This is a genomic window from Dechloromonas sp. ZS-1 (assembly GCF_039649255.1).
GTDB lineage: Bacteria > Pseudomonadota > Gammaproteobacteria > Burkholderiales > Rhodocyclaceae > Azonexus.
Window position 1 is genome coordinate 19,763 of the sequence record NZ_JBDIYD010000013.1, and the last position, 25,305, is coordinate 45,067.

A 25,305-nucleotide genomic window follows, 5' to 3' on the forward strand; every position below is an offset into this window, starting at 1 on the left:
ATGCCCGTACTCGATGCTGTTCAAACCTTCGCTGGAATCACCAACGAGAACGAGTTCTATAGCCATCACTACCTTGCCGAAGTCTTTAGAGGCGACATCAAGGCCCGGCTCGATGCCTGGGAGGCCGTGGAGGTTGGCCAATCTACGGAGTCTGAGGATGAGCGGTATCGTGCCCCGCACAAGCGCCTTCAGTCGTGGGCACAAAAATGGTTCTCTTTGCGTAGTCAGTTGCAGCGTGCCGGAGATGCTGCGGAACGCTGGAGGCTATTCACCCAGCTTCAGTCTGGCCTACTACAAGCGCTTGGCCACATGGCTCCAGGCAAACAGCCAACTTTGCATGAACTCGCCGTAGGCCAACCGCTGCCCTTCTGGCAGCTGCAACTACCGCAGCTCGCCATTCTCCCGGCCTACCAACCTGGCGCTGAAAACGAAGACCTGCTAGACCACAAGCTGTTGAGTCTGCACTACGGTGGCGAACAGGTGCCGCAAGCCCTCCATGGTGAAACCTGGGCTGACCTGCTCTCGGACGCCGTCTTCGGCGCTGATACCCCGCCGCGCTATGTGCTGCTCTGCGGGCTGGATGAATGGCTGCTTCTCGACCGCTACAAGTGGCCGAACAACCGGGCACTGCGTTTCAACTGGGCGGACATCCTCGACAGAAAGGATGCCGACACCCTCAAGGCCTGCGCCGCATTGCTGCACAAGGACTGCCTCGCTCCCGGCGAAGGCAACAGCCTTCTGGAGAGCCTGGATGAGAATGCTCACAAGCATGCCTTTGGTGTCAGCGAAGACCTCAAGTACGCCCTGCGTGAAGCCATCGAGCTACTCGGCAACGAGGCTGCTCGTCAATTGCGCGAGCAGGCAGCCGAGGCCAAGAAGGGATTTTTCAGCGGCAAGGACCAGCTCGATGCCGGCGACCTCAGCCTGGAATGCCTGCGCCTGGTCTATCGCCTGCTCTTCATGTTCTACATCGAAGCCCGACCAGAACTCGGCTATGTGCCCATAGGCAAGAGCGAGATTTACCTTAAGGGCTACAGCCTGGAGAGCCTGCGCGACCTCGAGATGCAGCCGCTTACCACGCCTCACGCCCGAGAGGGTTTCTACTTCGACGCTACCCTGCGTAGGCTCTTCAAGCTGGTGGCCGAAGGCACTGGCCTGGGCGGCCCCACACAGCATGCGCTGAGTTCTGGTAGCAGCAATACGGTCGCTGGCGCCCGCGAAACCTTCGCGCTCGCGCCACTGGATAGCCGCCTTTTCGACGACAACACCCTGCCGCTGCTGGGCAAAGTCCGCTTCCACAACCATATTTGGCAGACCGTCATCCGCCTAATGTCGCTAACCCGTGGCCAAGGCCGAGGGCGTCGCAGTGGCCGTGTCAGCTACCAGCTGCTCTCCATCAACCAGCTGGGCGCGGTCTATGAGGCGCTGCTAAGCTACCGTGGCTTCTTCGCGTCCGATGACCTCTACGAGGTCAAGCCCGCGCCCAAGAAGAGCAACGCCGCTGCAGGCGAGGATGAGGGCACTGACAGCGACGACGAAGGGAACGACGAGAGCAGCGACAACGAGTCCGACGATGGTGGCGGTCGCGGTCGCCGCAAGGGTGCCAGCTCAGCCTCGGATGCCGACAAGCTCGACACCGCCTGGTTCGTGCCCGCCAGCCGCCTCTCTGAATACACTGAAGACGAGCGGGTGTATGACACCACCGAATCCGGTCACCGAAAGCTGCGTATGTACCCCAAAGGCAGTTTCATCTATCGGCTGGCTGGCCGCGACCGCCAGAAGAGCGCCAGCTACTACACCCCGCAGGTGCTCACTCAGTGCCTGGTCAAATACGCGCTGAAGGAACTGCTGTCCCCGGAAAACGGCCGGGTGAAACAGGCCGATGACATCCTTAACCTCACCGTGTGCGAGCCCGCCATGGGCAGCGCGGCGTTCTTGAACGAGGCGGTCAACCAGCTTGCCGAAGCCTATCTTGAGAAAAAGCAACAGGAACTCGGCCGTCGCATCCCTCACGACCGCTATCCGCAGGAACTGCAAAAGGTGCGCATGTACCTCGCCGACCGCAACGTCTTTGGCGTGGACTTGAACCCGGTAGCGGTGGAGCTGGCCGAAGTCTCCCTATGGCTCAACGCCATATATGGCGAGCTGGACGAACAGGGTAACCCAGTCACCGACGCCCAGGGGCTGCCGCTGCCAGCCCGTGTGCCCTGGTTCGGCTATCAACTCTTTGCCGGCAACAGCCTCATCGGCGCCCGCCATCAGGTCTTCAACGCTGCAACTCTCAAAAAGGGCGCCAAGCCGGCTTGGCATGAGGAGCCGCCGCGCCGCGTCACCCTGCAAGCCCCCCGGAAGCCGGATGAAATTTGGCACTTCCTACTTCCCGACCCGGGCATGGCCAACTACATCGACAAGGCAGCCAAAGCACTCTATCCGGAAGACTTCGAGCGTCTCAAGAAGTGGCGCAAGGAGTTTGCGCGCCCGCTGGAGCATCACGAGGTCGCCCGCTTGCAGCAGCTGAGTGCGCAAGTACAGGTGCTGTGGCAGGAACATATAGGAGCGCTTGCTCGTGACCGCGAGCGCACCGAAGACGCACTCAACCTCTGGCCTCATGAGTTGAATGCTAGGGGAAATATCCCAGCTGATGCCATTACCCGCGCCCAGAAGGAAGCCATTCGACGTGCTGGGCTGTTTAACGAAGACGGCGACTATGCCACTCCATTTCGCCGCTTGAAGCTGGTGATGGATTACTGGTGTGCCCTTTGGTTCTGGCCCATCACTGGTAGCGCCGAGCTGCCCTGCCGCGAGGAATGGTGGCTGGAAGTTGGGGCCATCCTAGAAGGCAACGTAGTCGACCTCGCCCCCCAGCGGGGGCTAGATTTCATGGAGCCAGCCGCGTCCCAGCAACTCCTACCAGAGGTGCAGGGCAACCTATTCAGCGCCCAACAGCCCAGCCTTGCCAACCAGCCTGCCGGCGCCAGCCTACATGACAAGTTTGGCCAGCTGCGTATCAGTAAGCTTCGTCAGCACTTCCCACGCATTGAGCAGGTCGAAGCGGTGGCCGCCAGCCAGCGTTTCCTGCACTGGGAGCTGTGTTTTGCAGACGTATTGCTGCAACGCGGCGGTTTCGACCTGATTTTGGGGAATCCACCCTGGCTCAAGGTGGAATGGAACGAGGCTGGCATTCTGGGCGAGAAGAACCCAGTGTTCGCGGTACGGAAAATCAGCGCAAGCGACCTAGCCAAACTGCGCGCACAGGCTTTCGAGGACTTTTTTGGCCTACAGGCGGCGTGGACCGCAGAATTGCAGGAGGCGGAAGGTACACAGAATTTTCTCAATGCGGTGCAGAATTATCCGCTTTTAAAGGGCGTTCAGACCAATCTCTACAAGTGCTTCATGCCTTTGGCGTGGAGTTTAAATAGCTGCCACGGTGTTACAGGGCTACTACATCCGGAGGGACCATATGATGACCCGAAGGGCGGTACGCTGCGTGAAGCGCTGTACGCACGGTTAAGGAGGCATTTTCAGTTCATTAATGAATTGTCGTTGTTTGCCGAAGTTCATCACTTAACTAAGTACAGTGTGAACATCTATGGCCCTGAGAGAAATAAGCCGAATTTTGACCAGCTCGCCAATCTATTTTCACCGCCCACTGTAGATGCTTGTTACCAGCATGAAGGAGGTGGCTTGGTAGGTGGTATCAAAAGCGATTTAGGACAATGGAACACGGGCGGACATCGTGACCGTATCGTTCATGTTGATGAGGCGGCACTTGCAGTTTTTGCAGAGCTTTATGACGAACCCGGAACACCACCACGTCGAGCCCGTCTACCGGCGCTGCATGCCCGCGCAATAGCAAGTGTCCTAAAGAAACTTGCAACCTTTCCTTCAAGGCTGAGGTGTCTTAAGGGAAAGCATTGTCAAACACCATCCACAAGCTGGCACGAACACTCTTCACAGAGAGATGGATATATTCGCAGACGCGGTGTTGGCGAGAACGTATTTCCTGACAATCCAATGCAATCAGTAATTTCCGGGCCTAATATTTATCTCGGAAATCCATTTTATAAATGCCCTAGAGTTGTCTGCACCGCAAATGGCCACTTCGATGCCATTGACCTAGAGTTAATACCTGATAATTACATTCCACGTGGAAATTATCTTCCAGCTCTTAATGAGAGCGATTTTCTTGCTGGGAGTGCAGATGCGACATGGCTTGAAAGTGGAGAATTGCAGCCAGTAAAGCTTGCAAGCCTGTATAGGTTAACTTGCCGAAAAATGATTCCACCTTCAGGCGAAAGAACTCTAGCCCCGTCAATCATTCCACCCTATGTTACACATGTGGACGGAGCTGTTTCATTTGGATTTGCTGAGGTTCGCGAGCTTTTGGCGGCGACCGCATCCTGGTTGTCTCTTCCTGCTGACTTCCTTGTAAAAACAACAGGCAAACAAAATTTTGGCAGCGATACTGCTGAGTCGATGTTTGTCCTAAAACCAGAGTCGCTGCCAGTATCACTGAGTTCGAGGGTCATGGCTCTCAATTCTCTTACTAGAGCATACGAGGGGCTTTGGGAGGTAGTCTATGAGGTAAGTTTCGCCGACCAGCGTTGGAGTCAGCCCACAAACCTGCGGCTACAGCAGGACTTCTGGCAAAACTTGACCAGCATTTGGACTCGTGACTGCGCCCTACGCAGCGACTACGCCCGCCGGATGGCCTTGGTCGAAATCGACGCCCTAGTTGCCCAAGCCCTCGGCCTCACGCTGGACGAACTGCTCCTCATCTATCGCGTGCAGTTCCCGGTGATGCAGGGCTATGAGCGCGACACCTGGTACGACATTAAGGGCCGAATCGTCTTCACCAACAGCAAGGGCTTGGTTGGCGTCGGCCTAGCACGCAAGGGTAGCCGTGGCACCCCAAAAACCCGCATCACCACCCCTGACGGCGAGGTCCGCGAAGGCAACTTCGGCTGGGAAGACCTGTGGACCTACCCCACCGAAGGCGCGGATGAGGCCACGGTGAAGCAGGGCGGCACCCCAAAAGTGCCCGACGGCACTGTTATTACCCAATGGGTCACCGACGACACCCTCCCCGGAGGCCCCCGCACCGTCGAGCGAACCTACACCGCCCCCTTCGCCCGTGCCAACCGGGAAGAGGATTACCGCATCGCCTGGTCATTTTTCGAGAAGAATTGATGAAAGCGATAAGCCGAAAGAAACGCACACTCGCCGACCTCAGCCAATCGGTAGCTGCAGGCGTCCTTAAAGCCATACAGTTGCTAGAGGAACGCTACGGCGCAACCGAATTTCACGAATCCGGCCACAACCCAGACCGTAGGGCGCCGGTTTTGGTTGTCAAACTTCCTCGCTACGACAATGCAGAGGTCGGAGTTCCGTTGAATAAACGCGACATTACGCTCTACATGCGCGACAGAACGTGTGACGGCAAGCGATTAAGAGACCTTATTTCTGCCGATAAGGTCACCAAGGTCTATCCTCGCGATGGCAATCCTTCGGCGAGTATTGAGGATTCGCCTTATCTCCGTCCTTCATCAACGAACGAGGTGCTGAAGCTGAAGCTTGTGCCTGAAGATGTTGATTCGGTGCTGGCTGCTTTTTTTGGTGATAGCGGCGAAGGATTGACCGAAGCTCATGCCCTATCGGTCAGTGGGTTAGCGCCCATTGAGCCGCGCAAGGGAATCCGCTCTGGGCTGACGGAGGAGGACTTCGCTGCGATTTTAGAACGCCAGAGCGAAGTGGGCCGTGCCGGAGAAATGCTGGTTATCAAAGATGAATTAGCACGCCTGAAAAACCGTGGCTGCCCGGACCCTGAGCGCTACGTACATCGCGTTGCAACGAGCGATGTCGGGCGAGGCTACGACATCGAGTCGACCTGGCCTGGTGAAGAGCGTTGCATCGAGGTGAAGAGCACCACCCGCTCTGGTAACGACTTCTTCCTCACAGCCAATGAGCGCTCTGTTCTGGCGGAACTTGGCGAACGGGGTTGGTTATATCGCGTAGTTCTTGACAGCCAAGGGGGCGGGAGAATTGAAAAGCGAATGTGTAACCCCACGAAACGAATTGCTGAGGAGCAAATGACGCCAGTCATTTGGCGTGTTGCAGACTCAGTGCTGCATTCAGACGAGTAAGCCAATGCTGCCTTCACTTCTCGCCAAGGATATTCAGACCAGCCTCAAACAGTTCCTCGTGGCTGCATATGAGCCGGCAGACCCATTCATGCATGGGCTGATGAGCCGCTTCGTCCAAGAAGAGGAAGCTTGGCTCAAAGGTCCCTATGTGCAGGTCGGTTTGCCCTTCGTGCCCGGTACCGCTGGCAAAAAATTCTTTTCCGCATTCGAAACGGAGTATCCAGGCTACAGCCACCAGGAGCATGCCTGGCAGCGCTTATCCAGCCAACATCTTGCTGCAAATACCTTGGTGGCTACCGGTACCGGTAGCGGCAAGACCGAATGCTTCCTCTATCCCGTTTTGGACCACTGTGCGAGGGCGCGAAAGACAGGTGAAGCCGGTATCAAGGCATTGGTCATCTACCCGATGAATGCCTTGGCCACCGACCAGGCTCGACGTATTGCCCACTTGGTATCCAGCGTTCCGGCGTTTGCTGGGTTGCGGGTAGGTTTGTATGTCGGCGGTAATGGCAATGCTCCGGGCGAAGGGATGGTGATGACGCCGACCAGTGTCATTACCGACCGCGACACATTGAGGAAGCATCCGCCCGACATTCTGCTGACCAACTACAAAATGCTGGATTACCTCATGCTGCGTCCAAAGGACCGCCAGCTGTGGGCCTCCAACATGCCAACAACCCTGCGTTACGTGGTGGTCGATGAACTGCACACTTTCGATGGAGCTCAAGGTACCGACCTTGCGCTGCTTCTCCGTCGTCTTCGTGCCCGTCTGAAGATTGACCCGAACCATCTGATTTGTGCCGGGACCTCGGCAACGCTGGGCGGTAGCTCAGACACGAGCCCCTTGCGGGAGTATGCCCGCCAGGTTTTCGGTGTGCCGTTCGAGCCGGAATCTGTGGTCACAGAAAACCGCCAGTCTGTGGGCGTGTTTCTGGAAGACTCCACCGTGGATTTTATGTTCGCTTTTCACCCGGAATGGGCGGACAAGCTGGAACCCACGCAATACGCCTCACCTGCGGCCGCAGTAGCGGCTTGGTTTGGATTGTTTTTCCCCGAAGAAGCACAACCGGATGATGTGAATGACCCGGTATGGCGTCTGGAGCTAGGACAGCTACTCAAGCGCCACCAGTTATTCGTCAATTTGCTGAAGTTCCTCAAAGGCGGCGTGGCTCACTATCAGGGTCTGGTCGACGCCTTTGGCCGGAACATGCCAGCGGCCAGTGCAGCGCAAATTCGCCAGGTCGTTGATGCCTTGCTGGTCTTGGTCGCCTGGGCGCAACGAGAAGGCGGTCAGCCACTGGTCACCCTGCGGCTTCAGCTTTGGGTGCGAGAACTTCGTCGTATGGTGGGTAAGCTCGCGATTGACCCCAGCGAGGTAAAACTGCGTAGCGAAAGAGACCTACCAGGGGAGCGTGATGGCGTGTATTTGCCAATGGTGCAATGCAGCCAATGTCGCACAACTGGTTGGCTTTCCCGGCTCGTGCAGGGGAGTAACAAGCTTTCGACCAACCTCGAAGAAATCTACAACACCTGGTTCTCTCGGCGCCCCGAGGCTGCTCGTTTCTATGCGGCTAATAGCATTGGGCGCTCCCAAGTCGATGGCATCGAACAGCATGTCTGCGTCGCTTGCGGCAATGTGCAACAGGCGAAAGATACCTGCCTCGCCTGCGGGCACCAGGAAATGCTGGCGATTTATCGCGTAACAGCGCAACAAACGCAGGTTGTCGGACAGGCTCAATACACGCGTCACGACCAAACATGCCCTGCCTGTGGCGAGCGGGGTGAGTTGCTGCTTCTGGGCGCACGTAATGCCACGTTGGGCTCGCAGGTGGTGGAAAGCAGTTGGGCGAGCATTTTCAACGACGATAAGAAGCTGATTGCCTTCTCGGACTCGGTACAGGACGCGGCACATCGGGCAGGCTTCTTTGGTGCCCGCACCTACCAGAACAATGTCCGTACGGCCTGGGCTCATGTGATTGATGAGCTGAGGGAAGAGCTCAGCCAGGATACTTTGGCCTGGTCTCATTTCCTGCAACAAGCCGAAGCGCGTTTTGATAATGCGAAGTCTGTGCTCCACATGCCGCCGGAGAAACTGGTCTCCGAGTTTTTGGGCCCCAACATGGCTTGGTTGCATGATTGGTCCGTTGAACTACAGCAACATCAGCATTTGCCGAGCGCCAGCCACTTGCCCAAAAAGGTCAAGAAGCGTCTGTTGTGGCAACTCTTTAGCGACCTGACCTACCTGAGCCAACGCGGTCGTACTCTCGAGCGTATCGGTAAGGCAGTGCTCTCGGTCCCCTGGAGTCGGGTTGATGAACTGGCGAGCCTCTTGCTGCCTGTGTTCCGGGAAAAATTCGGTGCCCGAGGCCTTGAGCAAACCACGTTGGCCCAATGGTTGTGGGGCATGCTGACCCGAATGCGCCAACGGGGGGGCGTGATGCACCCCGAGTTGACCGGCTATGTCGCTGACGGAAATGTCTATGCGCTGGCGAATACTGGTGGGCGTCGCGAATGGTTGCCCAAAATGGGCGAAAACACGCCACGACCCATTTTCCTCACCTTGGGAAAACACCGCGATTTCGACAAGCTCATCGGCACGAGCCGCCCAACTTGGTATGAGCGCTGGGCCAGCGCCGCGTTAGGGCGACAGATGTTGCTGGCCAAGGGAATGACTGCCGACCTCTACGCGGAAGTGATTGGCTTGCTGGTTGCCGAGGGTGTTTTCATCAGAACAACGAATCATCAAGGTGACACTCTTGCGCTGAACCCTGATGCGCTGACCTTGTTCGGGGAAGTGGCTTTCGTCGCGACCAATGGCTACAAACGGCGCCTGGCAGTGCCGAAGGTTGATGCGGCTTTTCTACTCGGCATGCCCTGCCTGGATGCTGTCGAGTCATCTTATGAGGCACTCATTCCGGAGGCTGCCGATTGGTGGGCACAACGCTTCAGCCGTGGCGACCTCCGCCGGGTGATTGCTGCTGAGCATACTGGCCTATTGGAGCGCCCAGTGCGCGAGGCATTGGAAAATCGCTTTAAGCACAAGCAACCCAAACCCTGGTACGAGAACTTGCTTTCAGCCACGCCAACGCTGGAAATGGGTGTGGACATCGGTGACCTCTCTTCCGTGCTGCTCTGTTCGGTTCCCCCGAATCAGGCGAGTTTCCTGCAGCGTGTGGGGCGAGCTGGACGCCGTGACGGCAATGCGATGACCACGACCTTGGCCGATGGCAATAGCCCGCACGACCTGTATTTCTTCGCCGAAACGGAAGAGATGATTGCGGGTGAGGTTTCTCCTCCCGGAGTGTTCCTTCAGGCGGCGGAGGTGCTCCGCCGGCAATTGTTCGCTTTCTGCATGGACGACTGGGTGGCCAGTCTCAGTAATCCTAATGCGCTTCCTGACAGAACATCGCAAGCCTTGGACGCCCTTGAGGCGACCAAGATGGACCGTTTCCCATACGTCTTCCGGGATTACGTTCTGACCCATGAAATTCGGCTCTTCGATGCTTTCATGCAGTTGCTCGATGGTGACGTCGATGAAATCGTTCGTGGCCGGCTGCTGGACTACATGCAAGGCCAGGGAGAGGCCGATGGCTTACGCACTCGGCTGATGAAGGCACTCGAGGAACTGCTGGAGGAACGACGCGCCTACAAGAAGCGTAAGGACGAGCTGGACAAAGCCGTCAAACAACTCAAGCAAAAGCCCCAAGATGAGGCAACCAAGGCCGACATCGATAACTTGCTCCGTGAGCGAGACAAGCTACTCGAGCTCATCAAGGAAATCGATTCGCGGGACCTGCTCGGTACGCTAACCGATGCGGGGTTGATACCGAATTACGCTTTCCCCGAGGCGGGCGTCCAACTGAAATCTGTTCTGTGGCGGAAACGCGGTGCCGATGAGCCTGGCCAAGGGGCCTATGTCACGCTCAAGACGCTGAAGTACGAGCGGCCGGCGCAGTCGGCACTCTCAGAGTTTGCGCCTGAGAACCGCTTCTACGCCAACCAGCGCCGCGTAGAGGTAGACCAAATCAACATGAATTTGGCGAAGACAGAAGACTGGCGTTTCTGTCCGAGTTGCCATCACATGCAAAACCTCGCCATTGAGCAGGACACTCATGCCGTATGTCCGCGCTGTGGGGATGCCATGTGGGGGGATGCAGCACAGCGCCGTACTTTGCTGCGCTTCCGTCAGGCGATTGCCAACAGCAACGACTCTGAGGTTCGCATCGACGATAGCGCCGATGACCGAGAGCCGAAATACTACGTTCGGCAGCTGATGGCAGACTTTCTCCCGAGCAATGTGCGCGAGGCCTGGAAGATTTCATCGGGTGCTCTACCTTTTGGCTTCGAATTCATTTCCCGGGTCACTTTCCGGGATGTGAACTTTGGAGAGATGGCCAAACCGGGCGAAGCTTTCAAAGTTGCGGACAAGGACTCGACGCGCCCAGGTTTCAGGCTGTGTCGTCATTGCGGCAAGGTTCAAAAGGCGGCCAAGAGAAACGGGAGCTCGGCAGAGCAAATCCACGCTTTTGACTGCCCCAAGCACGGGAATGAAGACCCGGCTAACCTGCTCGAGTGCTTGTATCTGTATCGCGAGTTCGAATCCGAGGCCTTGCGTATCCTGGTGCCCTACACCAAGAACGGGGTCGACGAACGGGTGGTCCAGTCCTTCATGGCCGCCCTACAGTTAGGGTTGAAGCGTCGCTTCGGTGGCAAGGTGGACCATCTGCGGATGGTGCTGCAGGATGAACCCGGAAAGGATGGCGGTCCCCGTAAGCATTACGTGATGCTCTACGACTCGGTACCGGGTGGAACCGGCTATCTGCATCAGTTGCTTGCACACGATGCAAAAACACTTGCCGATGTGCTGACGATGGCGCTCGAAGCTGTTACATCGTGCTCTTGTAACGCTGACCCTGAAAAAGATGGTTGTTACCGCTGTCTTTACCAGTATCGCCTTGGCCGAAGCATGGAATTGGTGTCGCGTGATAATGCGAAGGCCGTTCTATCCGAACTGGTTGGTTCCCTAAACCAATTGGAACGGGTCGAGACCATCTCCGACATCTACATCAATCCGAACTTTGATTCGGTTTTGGAGGCTCGTTTCATCGAGAGCCTGACCAAGCTGAGTGGTATCGGTGGCCTGCCACTGGTCAAATTGGTCCAGGACGTGGTGAACGGGAAGTCTGGTTGGGTGCTCGAGGTGGGTACCCAACGATATCGCGTCGAACCGCAGGGCGAAATTGGACCTGCATTCAACCTGAGCGTCTGGAGTAAACCTGACTTCGTCATTTGGCCATGGTCGGTTACCTCTAAACGCAAGCCTGTGGCTGTCTTCTGTGATGGCTGGACTGACCATCAGCACTGCATGCAACAGGATGCGTTGAAGCGCAGCGCGATTGTCAGTAGCGGTCATTTATGGGTCTGGTCAGTGACTCATGAAGATGTCAAAGCAGCGCTGAATGGCAGCCTGGAATGTGACCTGGAATCGCCACTGGTCGCTTTATCCCGCCATGATGGTAGTAAGGCACCTGCTCATATACCTCGTGCCCAGGAAAAGGCCTTTACCCAAAACGCCATTGCACGTCTGCTCAACTGGCTCGCCGTCGGTAACGATGCTTCAGGGTCGGATATTTCCGTTGCTCAGTTGCAGCGAAATGCCCTGTGGCTGAGCTTTTTGATGATTCCCTCCACCGAGGCAGACAAAGCCGCCTGTATGAGCGACATGGCTTTGTGGCAATCTCGATTGCCCGAGGCGCTAAGAGAACCGGGGAATGGTTTTGCTCCAAGCTTTTCGAAAGCTAATAGCGCCTGCAAGTTCATTGGATGGTGGCCCATGGCTTGGGCCAAGCCTCAGCCGCCCGAGTCAGGGTGGACTGCACCAGGGGCGGTTGTACTGGATGAAACCAGTGCGACAGAGGGTGAAGCACTACACCTTGCTTGGCGGCGTTGGTTGCAGCTATTTAATGCCAGCCAGTTTCTGCCCGGTACGTTGATGGTTACCGGGGCAGGTCTGGATGCCCATGATTACGACGCTCTAACCTTCACCAGTTTGTCGGGGGCAAAGGGCGGAAGCGCACTAGGCCAAGAAGCCAACCTGGCTGCATGGCAATTTGTGCTTGAGCAGGCCTGTAGCAGCATGCGTGATGGTTTGAAGGCATTGGCCAGTGCAGGAGCGGTCCAACCGGAAGTGGGGCTTGAACTCGCGGACGAAAAAGGAAGGGTTCTCGCTGATGCGGAACTTGCCTGGTCTACTCAGCAAATCGCAGTATTGCGCCCCGACCAGATGGACTTGGCCGAAGCCTGGCTTGCCGCAGACTGGCAAGTATTGGAACTCGATGACAGCCTGACCATGATTGCTGAAAAACCGTGGGAATCGGCTGTGGCCGCCAAACTCGGATTGACGCTCGAAATTAAGGAAGAAGCATGCAGTTAAAACCAAAGGTTGCGTTAGCCCAAGACTTTCTTCTGCAGCTGGCCAAGCTGCCAGTGTCGGTGCACTCTAAGGTCATGAAATGGGCAATCCAGTTCCAGGCAGACCCAAGAAGTACGGGCATCAACTATGAGAACATCCAAGGTGCCAAGGACCCGAATCTGAAATCAGTTCGCCTCGATAGGGATTGGCGGGGCATTGTTTTCAAGCCCGATACTGGCGATGTCTATGTGCTGCTATTCGTGGCTCACCACGACGATGCTTATCGTTGGGCAGAAAATCGTAAGCTGACCATCAATCCGGTTACCGGGGCAATGCAACTCATCACCCTGGAACAAGTGGTTGAGCAAACCTCGGCTCCTCAGTCGCCATCTGCGGAGGCAACTCAGCCTACCGATTTGCCGCCACTGTTCGGAGCGCTTTCTGACACCGACCTGATGAGCCTGGGGGTGCCAGAGGAGTTACTGACTACTGTCCGCTCGTTGCGTTCTGAAGAAGCCTTGGATGCTGTACAAGCTCAGCTTCCTGCCGAAGCCTACGAGGGCCTCTTCCTGGTTGCCGCCGGCGATACGGTCGACCAAGTGCTCCAGGCACGTGAAACTCGTGTGGACGTCACAGTCGACACCAATGACTATGCGTCCGCACTGTCGACGGCAGAGTCTCAATCGCGGTTCGTCATCGTCGATAACGATGAAGCCATGCTGGCCATCATGAATGCACCGTTGCAGCAATGGCGAGTATTCCTGCATCCGACGCAGAAGAAGTTGTCTACCAGTGACCGTAGTGGCCCGGTTAGAGTGCTGGGTGGCGCCGGAACAGGCAAGACGGTACTCGCAATGCACCGAGCCAAGTGGCTCGCCGAGAACCGAGTCTTGTCTGGGAAGAAGGTGCTCTTGACGACATTCACCCGGAACTTGGCAACGGATATTGAAGACAATTTGCGAACCCTGTGTAGTCCGGAAACGCTCGCGAAAATCGAGGTCAAGAATCTGGATGCTTGGGTAAATGGTTTTATGCGTGCCCAGAAGTTCGAGCACCGTATCGTTTATGACCGCAAGCAGGATGCCGCGCTCCAAGCATGGCGTTCAGCGTTGGCGGTCAAGGAAGCCACGCTCGACTTCTCCGACCAGTTCTACGAGCAAGAGCTTGAGCAAGTTGTCCTGGCTCAGGGCATTACGACACTTGAGCAGTATCGAATTGCACGACGGACGGGTCGAGGTGTCTTGCTGAGCCGTTCCAAACGAGACGCGGTATGGGCAGTTTTTGAAGAGTACCGTGGCCAGCTTGCGTCTCGAAAACTCAAGGAAGTCGACGATGCCTACCGAGAGGTGGCAGAGATGATTGCCGCGAGAGGTGGGGACTGCTCGGAATACGCGGCCATCGTGGTGGATGAAACTCAGGACTTTGGCCCCCAAGCGCTCAAACTACTACGGGCAATGATTCCCGGTGGTCCGAATGACCTATTCTTTGTCGGTGATGGGCATCAGCGTATCTACAGCAGGAACCGTGCTGCCATGAGTCGCTGTGGCATCGACATTCGTGGCCGCTCCAGAAAGCTCTACCTGAATTACCGGACCACGGATGAGATTCGGCGTCAGGCAGTTGCACTGCTGGAAGGATGCGAAATCGACGACCTGGATGATGGGCATGATGAATCTCGCCGATACAAGTCCATTTCACACGGCCCAGCGCCACAAATCCTCAGCGTCGATGGTCTTGAGGGCGCAGCTGCCGCGGCAATTTCCTTCGTCAAACAGTGGCGAACAGAGAATGGCGAGCGCCTCTCGTTCTGCGTAGTCGGCCATAGCGAGCGAGTTCGTGATGGCCTAGCTCAGCAGCTACAGGCAGCTGGTCTGGCTTGTACCACCATTACCGCACAGAGTAACCACGCTGGAGCCCAAGATGTTGTTCACCTGGCAACGATGCACCGAGCAAAGGGTCTTGAGTTTGACTGTGTGGTGGTCGTGACCCCAGCTAGCTATCTGGGCGCACCGGAGGATACGGAAGGCTTCAGGAAACTACTGTATGTGGCTTTGACACGAGCCAAGCGTGGAGCACTGATGGTGCGAATGCCGTAATAACATGGGGGTAGTCGAGGCAGGTGGAAGCCACCAGCCTTTAGAAAAAGCGTAAATGGAGACGCGCTTCAATGGGCTTGTATTTCAATCTGTCAGCTTCTCTGTCCAGATGGCCTCAGCCATTGAGGGGCCAGTATCACCACGGTATGAGTGAGGTGGATTGATGCGAACGAGGGCCTTTTCGTAAACTACGAATACTAAATCTATTTAGCAAATTTATTTTATAAAACAAAATGTTAACAAGAATAAAAAGCAAATGTCATTACGACTCTTTCTAGAAATAATTAGGTAGTCGTTCAAAATGTGCTCACTGATTCCTGGAGCACTCAAATGCCCGTCGAAAAACTCATTGATGCACTCGTCTTCCTCATGGCTCATCCGGAGCTTATTAATTCAATCATCGCGTTTGCTGCACTCGTTGTCGTCGGTTTGGCAATCATGCTCGCTTTTCGCCTCGTGAGCTTGCTGGCGGAGCGCCGCTAGTATGAGCTGGGCACGATTCCCCAGCACATGGATTCAGGATGGTGGCTTGCAACGGCTAGGATGGCGGGAGTATCGCGGTGGAGCCATCGGCGCTTTGCTCACCTATCTATTGATGTTGATAGCGCAGAATCGGGCGCCTCTGGATAAGCTTTCCACTACCCAGGATGGGGTTTTGCTGACCTATGACTTTATCGAGCAACAAACCAACCTATCGAGAGCATTGGTTGCTAGGTCTCTGAAAATCTTGGTAGATGAGCTTGGGGTCATTAAGGTTACCCATTCCCAGCAGGGCAATCGCTACCGTATTGTAGGCATCGAAGAAGCCCGGCATGCAAGACTTCCCCAAGATTTGCTCTACTCTCCGGCTAGAGGTCTATTCGCATTTCGGGCTTTAACTTTCCGTTCCAAGCACGAATTGAACGCGCTTAAACTCTACTTGCTGTTGCTTACGTTCCGAGTTAACAAAACCACATCATCTAGAATTGGGTACGACAAAATATCGGGATACCTAGGTGTACAACGCGACGCGATTCGGCCCGCAATATCTCACCTCATAAATCTTGGTTTGATTGCCGTAGAGAGTGATGAATCGTCGTCATTGGTCAAATCCGGACATCCTTTCAATCAATATCTTCTCAAAGGAGATTTTTCGTAGGGAGAACACCGCGTTGAACTGCCCTGTGCAAGATGCGATGCTCACCGATTGTGGCCAATCTGAGCGGTAAGAAAGTCAGACTCGACCAGCATGATTTATCGACAGCGCCGCTTCGCCGCCAAGCGTTTGTCTCGGGTCGCAAATGGCAGACGCCTCCGGCTGGGACGTTTTCCATCTCAAAAGCTCGACCGTGAGATGCGTATCGGTGAGCTCAAATGCCGCCACTCTCTCGCTGTCTGACACGTCAGCCCGCTGAAGCCGCCCCAGAGCTCGCTTCAGCCGCCGGCGAAACTCCCGGAGTTCACAGACCACCCCGCTCCACTTGAAAAGGTCTTCAACTTTCACCGGGTACGGCTTCGCATGCGTGCTGTAGTAGCTGGCCAGCCACGCCGGCAGGCCTGAGTATTCGTGCAGCGCTGTGTAGCTGACCGCACTCCAGTTTTCCGGCCCAAAAAGCCTGGCCATCGAGTCCAGCACGCGAAAGGAAATGAGGTCACTGCCCTTCAGCAAACGCTCAGGCGTATCTCTGCCTTGGTAGCCGTCATCGAATAAGACATCCAATAAGCGCGGCATCGGGATGTCCACGCGCTTCACCCGGATACGCAGGTGGGCGGCATTGAGCCGAATCAGGCTGTCTCGGATGGCCCGGTGGGTATTGGCGCAGTAGGACACATTCAGGTCACGGGCCAGTTGCCAAAAAGTCACGCTCACCCAGCGCAATTCTCCCCCTGGACAGAGGGGGCGCTCGTCACGGTAGTAGTTCAGACAGGCAGCAAAAACACGTCGGTCGTAATCACCCAGGGGGTGCCCCGTCAGCGTCAACGAGGTATCGCCCTGTACGCTTATCTCGACGTTCATCAGCGGCTTGTCGGTCACCTCGGAAGCACCGAACAAGGAGGAGCGCAGAAGGGTGTTCGGGATACCTACTGTCGCTTCCCGCCAGGTAGGCAGGTAAACATCGTCGCCGCGCCGAACTGCCCGACGCTGCCTGGCCTGCCGCACCTCAGTGACTGAAGCGTTGTCGGGTAGTACCAGGACGGGCTCTTCCTCGGCAGCCATCTGCCGTAGCTGACTGCGTGCAACAGACTCGAGCGTTGCGGCTGCTGCATAGCTAAGGTCCTGGGTAAATATGTCCGTTGCGGTTTCAGCAGCGCGTCGCGCTGCCGCGGCTTGTGCCTGAAGCTCAGCAATCTGCTCAGCGCTGCGCCGCTTGGCCATCTCGGGCTCCTGACACGCGTTGGACATAGGCGGCAAGTAGACCGCGAAGAACGACCGATGCAGAGAGGCCTTGCACCGCGCACAGCGAAGCAAATTCGTTCTTCAGGTCATCCGGAACCCAGACTTTCATCTGCACCGAACCGGCACGATGCCGGTCGCCAGGTTTTTCGATTTTGGTTTTCATGTGTCTTCTCCACTGGGGCCCAATGGGGCCCCACATGAATCGGTATAGCGCGCTGGAGAAGCATGACGAACGACAGACCGTACCCAGAATGGGTTACGCTGCCTGAAAACACGTTTTACTTGGCGTCGAAACACACGCTGCTTGTCGTGGCCCCACATTTCGCTTGGCCTCAAAACACGTCATGGCGCCCCTGCAGAAAAAATCTCCCCACCCGGCAAGGCGTTTTCATGGGTATCCACCCCCGTAATCCTTAATCCTTTAATCACCCACCCCCGCCTTCATCTCTCTGGGTGTGCGCCTCACAACGTCGCAACGCAGCGTGAACGTCAGGAGCCTGAACATGGGTTCAACGTCTTTCCGGTGAGCAGCCCGCTTCTGGCAACCAGGTGGCTGGTCAGGTCGCTCGTCAGTGGGCAGCGCTTACTCTACTTGCAAGGTGAATTGGTATGCCGTCAGACAACAGCCCTGGCAGCCCTCATGCAGCCTGTGGAATGCGATGCCAGTTCCCTCGACTGAGGCCATCAGCCAAGTAGAAGGTAGCCAACCCCGATGACGATAAGGTTCAGACCGCCAAGGAGGGCACGCCCCCCCCCATGCCCTGCGCAGCCCAACAGGAGCGAGCCGAGATGAGTATCGCTGCGCGTCGCTTGACTGGAGCGTAGCTGGCTTAACCGATGGGTTCGCAGTGGCAACATCTCATTGCCGTGGTTAAGCCATACCCATCGAGGATGTTTGCTCGTTTCAATAGCCGGGTTGTCGGTATCCAACGTCAGCGGAGAGAGGTATCAATAAGGACGGCTGCAATGTCCTGCACCTCCCGCCCCGACCATAGCTCTGAATTGTTAATTAGCGAGTAAAAATGCCTACTGTTATGGAAATGGAGAGCTTCAGTTGGTCCTGCAGTTCTGGATGACAAGCAGGCCTAGCGCTCCGCTTTAACGCTGTTTCGTGTGTTCTGGAGCATCAAGTACCAGGCAAGCTATGCGGTTGGCCGGTGTAGTACGTACTCATGTGCGAAGGTCTGCAACTGGCAAGGATGAAGAGATGAAGGACCTTAGACAGTGATGAAGCATCATCATGCCAAGTAGTCGTGTAGCATATTCATCTCTGTAAAAACTTTGCATAAACACAGATTTGAAATGGCCGGAAAAAACGGAATTCTCACCTGGCGAGCTCCATCGGAGCAGGCTGACCAGCCCCTTAAAGCCCCCGCAAAAGAGAGTGTTCCCCGTCCTCAAAACTCAAAGACACAGGGTGGCTGCTCAGAGAAAATTGTTCTTCACAGTTTGCTTAAACCGAAGGAGAGCCAGCGTACCGTGCTGGATGCGCTGTTTGCAGGCCCCATCCTCCTCAGAAAGTTATTGTCTGCTGCAGCGGTAAAACCCCGGTCTGTAGAAGAGGCTGCCATGTTCCTACTGATGCACCACAAGGAACTTCAGCCATGTTTGTATGCAACAGAAAATCGGGAGCGGTCAGTCGACCTGCTTAAGCGCCTGATTGTCGATTGGGCATCGAATATCCCGGAACTCATTGAGCTTGAGTTTCCGGGGGACTGCTCAATTTCAGCGACGCACCAGGTTTTTCTCCCGATTCCGCGTCTTGGAACCTTGCCCGTCAAGGACGAGGCCGAGTTGGTAGAGCATTTGAGGGGGCGACGCTATTCCCGTTCATTCGTACTTATCCACTCTCCGTGGGGCTACATCTCGGAGATAAGCTTCACGGGCAGACCAGCGAATCACACGACCAAGGCACCACGAACGCTACGCGTCGGCCACTCCAAACCTGGAGCAGTAAGGCAAGTCGGGCGCATCAAGTTTGACCATTACTTGATGATGTTTGATTCGGAGATAAATGCTAGGTTGATGAGTGAACTGCGTGTCTCAAAACGGTTCGCTACGCCCGACTTCTCTGCCCTGGAGGGCCGTGAGGTGCTGGGTGGCCTCCCTTCGCTAGGGAAACGTAGATAGATTGCACACGAATGTGGGGTTCTGGCCATGACTAGACGAAAGTCGCAAAAATCTAGCTTTCAGACAATTACCGGCATTGCCGAATCTAAGGCGCAAATTGACCGAATTCGCCGGCTCGACGAAGAACGTCGTGCAGAATTCATTGCAGCTCTTGTGGAAGAGAAGAAGGCTGCACATGCCAACACTAGCAAGGACCAGCGGGGGAAACCTGGCGGAGAAATTAATTCTGATAATCCCACTCAGTCCATAGCTTCAGACAATGACGACGCCAAAGCTACCTATGCTCTGTTGATGAAATTTTGGCAGAGCCCTCTCGGTGGCTCGTTAGACCACCACAAACTAGCTCACTCCCCGCATTTCAGTAAATTGACGAAGTACGTCGCCAATCAGGCCCGTGTTTACAACAACACAGAACCAGCCCAAAACCTCGTGCGCCTGTTTGAGCGCACCCAGCTCTTTGAGCCAGTTTTTCGATGGCTTTGCGATAGTGCGGGCTTAGGGGCTACGCTTACACATGAAGCTCACGTCAAATTCTGTGTGCAGGAACCAAAGGGTGACATCTGCCAGGTGTTCCCGGATTATCTAGCGAGATACGCGGGTGACATCCGGGACGTATTCCGCCCTCGTGAAACAGGAAGCACCGACCTACTAGACTCCCCGCTACTCGTCAGCGGGTCATATGGCAGTGGAAAACGTCGTTAGACAATCCAGCTAAGCAACATAAGGCGAGCCCTAAATTTTGTATTGCTTCCCAGCCCTCCTTTCAATTGTGTGACAGATTACCCACAGGCTTGAAAACAGGAGGGGAAATGGCCGAAGTAAATCGCGCCCTTTGCGGAGAGAGACGTTGCCCTTCGGAGCCGCATCAACGGTCCAAGTCCCTCTCCGCATCAATAGTTCCGAATTGTTAATGAGCGAGCAAATCGACTACTGGTCGAGCGACGATACCGAAACGATGTGCTTGAGTTGCTCCAGCAGTTCCGGATGCCGCTGCTGGATAAATCTTTCAACGGCTTCGTTCTCAAGCAGCTTGGCGACGTACCCACGTGCCAACACCAGATTCAGCACATCATCGGCGTAATTCCGTTCAATCAGTTCGTACTGTCCTTGCAGCTTGGTCATTTCTCGCTCCATTCGCAGCATTTGCTCAGCTGACACGCCGGCCAGTTTCTTGGCTTTCTGTCCATCGTAGAGTTGTTCGGCCGGCGTCGCCGCCAACAGCGCCTCTGCATAGGGAATGGTCAGGTTATTGGCCAGCAGCATGAGGTCAACGCATTCGACTTGCCGTGTTGGTTTCATCTTTCGCAGTAGCCGGGAAATTTCCGCAGAAAACTGTCTATCCTTCAACAGCTCGACCGCCTCGGGGCAAATGCCATCAAGCAATTTGACCTTCTTGAGGATTTGCGAGACATCGACATTGAGGGCACGGGCCAGTCGCGCCGCCGGAACCCCGCGCTGAACGGCCTTGCGCAACATGCGATGCTCGCCAATGGTCGCCAGGCGGTTGATTTTGGTGTTGTAGGTGTAGGTCTCGTCGTCAGTGGCCACCAGGCAAAGTGCTTCTGCGTATCCGAGTTCTCGTAAGGCCAGCAGTCGCGCATGGCCATCGAGCACCAAGTAATTGCCGTCAGCCCGCATCGGGGAAATCGACAGCGGTTCGATAAGCCCCACCTCCTCGAGGGAACTGACGATTTGTTTGTACTTGACTGAGGCAACCAGGCCGACCGGGATTTTCTTGGAAGGCAGCAGCTTGTCGAGTGGCACCAGGCAGGTTTCGGGGATAAATCCCAACAGGGGGCCATTCACGCAGGACCTCCGTTCGGCCAGACACGGTTCGCCAGGTAATTGGGCATGGTGTCCAGGTGCTCCGCACGCAACAGGGTGACGAAGTTCTCGTCGGCGAGGAGTTGGCGCAGTGCGCTGACCACAAACAGAAGCCGTTGCTGGGTTAGCTCAGCCTTCTTCACGACGAGTTTTTGTCGTTCGACCTCACGCTGATAGGTGCGTACCAGGCTCGAGGCAGTGACATCTGCTTTTCCGCTGGGAGCTCGTTTGGCGCCACTACGACCCAAGGTTTGGCGGCGTTCGATGACCTTGCGCGTTTCCAGTAGTTGCTTGCCCCGCAAGCGCCCGGATTCGTAGGCTTCCTGCATGGCGGCCTGTAATGCCTTGTCGTCGTCCCCTGCGCCGACGATGTCCAGCGCCGTATTCAGCGGCACCTTGCCGGTTTCCACGGCGACCAGAAGTCGTTCCTCGCCGTGGTCGAGCAGCTTCAGAACGCCGGATACATAGGTCTGCGTCAGTCCGGTCTTGGTCGCAATGTCCTTGGCCGCATACCCAAGGTCACCCAGGCGCTTGATGCTCGACAGGATTTCGAGCGGTCGGTACTGTCGTCGGGCCATGTTTTCCGCCAGGCTGATGATGTACGCCGCTTCGTCATCGACCTCCACGACCAAGGCAGGAATTTCCGTATGGCCCAGCGCACGGAAGGCGTTCAGTCGCCCTTCACCACAAACTAGCAGGTATCGCTCGGTACCGTCTTCGCCGGTTCGGGGCGTAACCGTCACAGGCTTTTTGAGGCCGACCTTCTGGATGTTGCCGACGATGTCCTCATAGACCCGTTTATTCCGTTCACGAGGATTGATAACCTCGATGCGGTCTATGGCAATGGTTTTGAGGGGGCGTTTTTTCAGGGGCGAGGTCATGCTGCCCTCCGAATCCGCCGGCGCTCGGCCATCCCATACAAGTAATCCAGGGTGTCGAAACGATAGCAATCGAACTCCACCGCATTGACCTCGGCCAGACGAAGATTCGATTCGCCGAAGTCGAGCCGTGGCAACAGGTAGTAGTCGTAGGCGGCATCATTGTCCGGCGTCAGGCGAACGGCGACGGTGACATCGGGGCAGAGGCTGGTATCCAGCCGAATTTTCCAGCGGCGACTGCCGGTGCCGGTTGTTAGGCAACGGGCCAGTACCAGCGACACCGTGAATTCGTGATTGACGGTCAGCAGGTCCGTGGCCGGGTCTCGATGCACCTCGCCACCAATGGCCTGGATAGCCGCTTCAGTGTCACCCACAATGGTCGGATGCAACTGGCGCAGGAAGCGGTTGGTTTCCAGGAAGCGATAGTCGCGGTCAGGCATGAAGCCTACCTTCTCGTAGGCACGTATCAAGCTGCCAAACCGATGGGCATAGGCTGCCGCCGATGGCATGCCCTCGGTCTCGTTGATGATGAGTCCGGAAAGCAGGCCACGCGATTCATAGAGCTGACGCAGGCGCTCAAGCAATTCCTCGTCGCTATAGCGTCGTGCTCGCGCCCGCAGGATGCCCTGGGCCGTGAAAAACAATTCCGGGGAGACGATGGCTTCGAATGCGCCTTCCTTGCGAACCCACATCTCGCCCGGGTTGGTCACCCGGGTTTTCTTGAGCTTGAAGGAGATGCGGTTGTAGACGTTGTTGCCGATGTATTTTTCGTTGCTCAGCACCTCGTTCACCGTTCCTCGTGTCCAGGCACGGTCCAGGTCGGTAAGGATGCCTTCGGCGTTAAGGCGTCCCGCAATCTGCGACTCCGACAGATTGTCATCGATGAACCATCGGTAGATGCGGTTGACCACCGCCACTTCCTCTGGAGGACCGGGGACTAAGATGACACGGTCGGTTTGCAGGCTTTTGTGCTCGCCGCGGGTCAGCATGCTCTTCACCAAGCCATGCTGGTCGATGAGTACCCGGCGCAGGCCATACCCCGCCGGACCGCCTTGCCGATAGCCGAGTTCGATGAGTCGGCACTGGCCGGCAAATACCTTGGCCGAAAGCTCCCGACTGTATTCGCCGGCCATGGCGCGTTTGACCCCTTTGACGATGGTCGACACCGGCGAACCATCGTTGTCGAATTGTTCAGCAACGTAGGTGACGGTGATGCCTTTACGCTTGCAGATGTACTCGTAGTAGGCGCTCTCATCTGCATCCTGAAAACGCCCCCAGCGGCTCACGTCGTACACCAGGATGACCTGAAAATCCGCCTGACCGGTTTCCACATCGCGAATCAGCCGTTGCAGTGCTTCCCGGCCATCGATGCGCAAGCCGCTCTTGCCCGCGTCGGCGTAGGTGCGAACTATCTGGATGCCGTGACGGGCGGCGTACTCCCGGATGCGGTCAGACTGGTTCTCAGTGGAGTATTGCTGATGCTCAGTCGACATGCGGACATACTCCGCCGCCCGAAACAGGGAAAACTGACTGGCGCCATGGGGCTGGTCTTCTGGGGATGGCATATGACATTGCTCCCTTCCTCGTGGCAAGTGCGCAATTGCCGTTCCATGCAGAAGGCCCCGCCACTGGTTGTTGGTGACGGGGACCCTATCAAGGAATATTCCGCTCGAACATCACAGACTCATTTGCAATACAGCGCCTCAATCTCTGAAGGTCCTTGCAGCACGGTGATTTCGACGAGCCACACCGTATCCTTTGCAATCATTTCGGCCGTCGCTGGAATCAGCTGGTAAAGCCCAGAGGGCAAGGCATTGGGCGAGAGCGGCGCATCTTTTGCAATTCGCGCCTGATTTCGCGTTTGTTGCTGTGTCCGATTGCGTTCGGCGTAGGTGGCATGCTCAGCGCGGTATTTTTGCCAGTAGCCGGGATTCTTGGCCGCCCAGTCCTTCAGGTACTGGGCATCGCTCTCCCGCATAGCCAGACTTTCCTGGCGTCGCTTGGCCTGCTTGCGCCGGCGCCGCTCGTTTTGGCAGGCCGGGTTTGAACAGAATTGCTGGTTTTTTGCCTGAGGCCACGGCGTGAATGAATTGCCGCATGCCTTGCATCGTCTGATTGTCATTGCATTCTCCTAAGGATGAGGAGGCTGCAATGCACTACTAGCCTTGGTTTCAAGCAAATGCTTGCTTAGCTCGCTTGTCGTTAACGACATAGCGGATGCAAAATCCATTCTTCATCAAAAAATGACAAATAGCATGGCTCGAAAAAAATCATCCGTTCTCGATGACCTGGTCGATATTGCTTCCCAGCTTCCTTGGAAGGTCGGGGTCGGATTAGCGGTTATCGCCTATTTCATCCTGCACTACTATGCGACTCGGGCTCCGCTGACGACGAACCCGGTGGAATTGAAAGCGCTGGGTAAAACGATGGGGGATTCGGTGACACATGGTGTAGGGGCCATGTTGGCCACCGTATTCCAGTACATCGTTCCGTTTGCCTTTTTGGTGGGGGCATTCATTTCTTTCTCGCGCCGGCGCCGTCAGTCCGAGCTACATACTCAAGTAGCCAATGACCCTGCCGCGGATGCTCTGGAAAAAATGAGCTGGCGAGACTTTGAAGGGTTGGTGGCCGAAGCGTTTCGCCAGCAGGGCTATCGCGTGGTAGAGCGTGGCGGAGACGGCCCGGATGGCGGTGTCGACCTCGAACTCCATATGGGCAGCGACAAGTATCTGGTGCAATGTAAGCAATGGAAGTCGCAGAAGGTCGGTGTGGCCATCGTCAGGGAGCTGTATGGTGTGATGGCCGCGGAACGAGCGGTTGGCGCCTTCGTCGTGGCATCGGGAGCTTTTACCGAAGAGGCGAAGAACTTTGCCGATGGTCGGGCTATTCAGCTATTCGATGCCAAAAAGCTGCGTTCCATGATTGGCCGTGTTCCCAGCGCTGTTCCTGTGGCAGAGCAGACGACGCCGACCTGCCCAAAGTGTGGAAGTGAGATGATGCGGCGGACTGCGAAGAAGGGCAGCAACGCCGGCAATCAGTTCTGGGGATGTACACGCTTTCCCGCTTGTACTGGGGTTCGAAATTAGATGATTCGGAGATTTGACGGTCTTAAAACTACGATTTGCTCTCTGAAATCTGGAGGGTTTTCTTCTGCCCAAAATTCCACACTCTGAATCGCTGCATAAAACGATATGGAAAAAAACGTAACCCGGCGCGAAATAAGGAAGCATACCTGTAAGCGGTGTGGCGGTATTGGCTCCATGCAAGAGGAGATAAGAACCAGGTGTGCTACTTGTCTCGGCAAGGGATGGGTTGAGAATACTGCGGGGGATGAATCGTTATGCCCAGAATGTGATGGGCATGGATATGTGCATAAGCAAATTCTCGTTCCATGTAACGATTGCGCTGGAAAAGGCTACTCAATTGCAATTGTAGAACTGACCCC

Annotated in this window: 15 protein-coding genes; 9 read left to right on the forward strand and 6 right to left on the reverse strand. The window is 56.0% G+C overall.

Going from position 1 to position 25,305, the window contains the following annotated elements; translation table 11 throughout:
• The 6 genes from AACO21_RS13770 (at position 1) to AACO21_RS13795 (ending at position 15,789) form a co-directional block, all read left to right on the forward strand.
• Positions 1-5,190 carry a class I SAM-dependent DNA methyltransferase gene (locus AACO21_RS13770; protein ID WP_346193102.1) on the forward strand — a complete coding sequence of 1,730 codons (5,190 nt, stop codon included), beginning with the start codon at positions 1-3 and terminating at the stop codon, positions 5,188-5,190.
• Positions 5,190-6,143 carry a DUF3883 domain-containing protein gene (locus tag AACO21_RS13775; protein ID WP_346193103.1) on the forward strand — a complete coding sequence of 318 codons (954 nt, stop codon included), beginning with the start codon at positions 5,190-5,192 and terminating at the stop codon, positions 6,141-6,143. The genes AACO21_RS13770 and AACO21_RS13775 overlap by 1 nt, the downstream gene beginning before the upstream one ends.
• On the forward strand, positions 6,109-12,576 hold the full coding sequence (locus AACO21_RS13780) for a DEAD/DEAH box helicase (RefSeq protein WP_346193104.1): 6,468 nt from the start codon (positions 6,109-6,111) through the stop codon (positions 12,574-12,576). Before AACO21_RS13775 ends, AACO21_RS13780 begins: the two co-directional genes overlap by 35 nt.
• Positions 12,567-14,651 carry a UvrD-helicase domain-containing protein gene (locus AACO21_RS13785; RefSeq protein ID WP_346193105.1) on the forward strand — a complete coding sequence of 695 codons (2,085 nt, stop codon included), beginning with the start codon at positions 12,567-12,569 and terminating at the stop codon, positions 14,649-14,651. Before AACO21_RS13780 ends, AACO21_RS13785 begins: the two co-directional genes overlap by 10 nt.
• A 330-nt stretch (positions 14,652-14,981) precedes the next feature.
• Entirely contained in the window at positions 14,982-15,134 is a 153-nt protein-coding gene (locus tag AACO21_RS13790) for a hypothetical protein (RefSeq protein WP_346193106.1), read from the forward strand.
• A 1-nt stretch (position 15,135) separates the two neighbouring features.
• Positions 15,136-15,789: a hypothetical protein gene (locus AACO21_RS13795; RefSeq protein WP_346193107.1), complete on the forward strand. Its 654-nt coding sequence runs from the start codon at positions 15,136-15,138 to the stop codon at positions 15,787-15,789.
• A 75-nt stretch (positions 15,790-15,864) separates the two neighbouring features.
• Here the strand turns inward: AACO21_RS13795 and trfA are convergent, their stop codons facing one another.
• Together trfA and AACO21_RS13805 are read right to left on the reverse strand one after the other, a co-directional pair.
• On the reverse strand, positions 15,865-17,007 hold the full coding sequence (gene trfA, locus AACO21_RS13800; RefSeq protein ID WP_346193108.1) for a plasmid replication initiator TrfA: 1,143 nt from the start codon (positions 17,005-17,007) through the stop codon (positions 15,865-15,867).
• On the reverse strand, positions 16,985-17,191 hold the full coding sequence (locus tag AACO21_RS13805; protein ID WP_346193109.1) for a hypothetical protein: 207 nt from the start codon (positions 17,189-17,191) through the stop codon (positions 16,985-16,987). Before AACO21_RS13805 ends, trfA begins: the two co-directional genes overlap by 23 nt.
• Positions 17,192-18,330: 1,139 nt before the next feature.
• Between AACO21_RS13805 and AACO21_RS13810 the strand changes: the two genes are divergently transcribed.
• Positions 18,331-19,158, forward strand: coding sequence for a hypothetical protein (locus tag AACO21_RS13810; protein ID WP_346193110.1), 828 nt, complete (start codon positions 18,331-18,333; stop codon positions 19,156-19,158).
• Positions 19,159-19,185: 27 nt separating this feature from the next.
• On the forward strand, positions 19,186-19,860 hold the full coding sequence (locus tag AACO21_RS13815) for a hypothetical protein (protein WP_346193111.1): 675 nt from the start codon (positions 19,186-19,188) through the stop codon (positions 19,858-19,860).
• A 225-nt stretch (positions 19,861-20,085) separates the two neighbouring features.
• On the opposite strand, the gene AACO21_RS13820 is transcribed toward AACO21_RS13815, so the two are convergent.
• The 4 genes from AACO21_RS13820 to AACO21_RS13835 form a co-directional block, all read right to left on the reverse strand.
• The gene (locus AACO21_RS13820; RefSeq protein ID WP_346193112.1) at positions 20,086-20,964 is read right to left on the reverse strand and encodes a plasmid partitioning protein RepB C-terminal domain-containing protein; all 879 of its coding nucleotides are present in this window, start codon (positions 20,962-20,964) and stop codon (positions 20,086-20,088) included.
• Entirely contained in the window at positions 20,961-21,863 is a 903-nt protein-coding gene (locus AACO21_RS13825; protein WP_301277006.1) for a plasmid partitioning protein RepB C-terminal domain-containing protein, read from the reverse strand. The genes AACO21_RS13820 and AACO21_RS13825 overlap by 4 nt, the downstream gene beginning before the upstream one ends.
• On the reverse strand, positions 21,860-23,425 hold the full coding sequence (locus tag AACO21_RS13830) for a recombinase family protein (RefSeq protein ID WP_346193113.1): 1,566 nt from the start codon (positions 23,423-23,425) through the stop codon (positions 21,860-21,862). The genes AACO21_RS13825 and AACO21_RS13830 overlap by 4 nt, the downstream gene beginning before the upstream one ends.
• Before the next feature lie 119 nt (positions 23,426-23,544).
• The gene (locus AACO21_RS13835) at positions 23,545-23,838 is read right to left on the reverse strand and encodes a hypothetical protein (protein WP_346193114.1); all 294 of its coding nucleotides are present in this window, start codon (positions 23,836-23,838) and stop codon (positions 23,545-23,547) included.
• 277 nt (positions 23,839-24,115) lie between these two features.
• On the opposite strand from AACO21_RS13835, the gene AACO21_RS13840 reads away from it, so the two are divergent.
• Complete coding sequence (locus AACO21_RS13840; RefSeq protein ID WP_346193115.1) at positions 24,116-24,946, forward strand: restriction endonuclease; 831 nt, start codon at positions 24,116-24,118, stop codon at positions 24,944-24,946.
• Positions 24,947-25,305 lie beyond the last annotated feature (359 nt).

Coding starts and splice junctions, on each gene's coding strand:
- AACO21_RS13830 (WP_346193113.1), bottom strand. CDS start 23,425: ATGCCATCCCCAGAAGACCAGCCCCATGGCGCCAGTCAGTTTTCCCTG.
- AACO21_RS13815 (WP_346193111.1), top strand. CDS start 19,186: ATGACTAGACGAAAGTCGCAAAAATCTAGCTTTCAGACAATTACCGGC.
- AACO21_RS13795 (WP_346193107.1), top strand. CDS start 15,136: ATGAGCTGGGCACGATTCCCCAGCACATGGATTCAGGATGGTGGCTTG.
- AACO21_RS13840 (WP_346193115.1), top strand. CDS start 24,116: ATGGCTCGAAAAAAATCATCCGTTCTCGATGACCTGGTCGATATTGCT.
- AACO21_RS13805 (WP_346193109.1), bottom strand. CDS start 17,191: ATGAAAACCAAAATCGAAAAACCTGGCGACCGGCATCGTGCCGGTTCG.
- trfA (WP_346193108.1), bottom strand. CDS start 17,007: ATGGCCAAGCGGCGCAGCGCTGAGCAGATTGCTGAGCTTCAGGCACAA.
- AACO21_RS13785 (WP_346193105.1), top strand. CDS start 12,567: ATGCAGTTAAAACCAAAGGTTGCGTTAGCCCAAGACTTTCTTCTGCAG.
- AACO21_RS13835 (WP_346193114.1), bottom strand. CDS start 23,838: ATGCGGGAGAGCGATGCCCAGTACCTGAAGGACTGGGCGGCCAAGAAT.
- AACO21_RS13790 (WP_346193106.1), top strand. CDS start 14,982: ATGCCCGTCGAAAAACTCATTGATGCACTCGTCTTCCTCATGGCTCAT.
- AACO21_RS13825 (WP_301277006.1), bottom strand. CDS start 21,863: ATGACCTCGCCCCTGAAAAAACGCCCCCTCAAAACCATTGCCATAGAC.
- AACO21_RS13775 (WP_346193103.1), top strand. CDS start 5,190: ATGAAAGCGATAAGCCGAAAGAAACGCACACTCGCCGACCTCAGCCAA.
- AACO21_RS13770 (WP_346193102.1), top strand. CDS start 1: ATGCCCGTACTCGATGCTGTTCAAACCTTCGCTGGAATCACCAACGAG.
- AACO21_RS13810 (WP_346193110.1), top strand. CDS start 18,331: ATGGCCGGAAAAAACGGAATTCTCACCTGGCGAGCTCCATCGGAGCAG.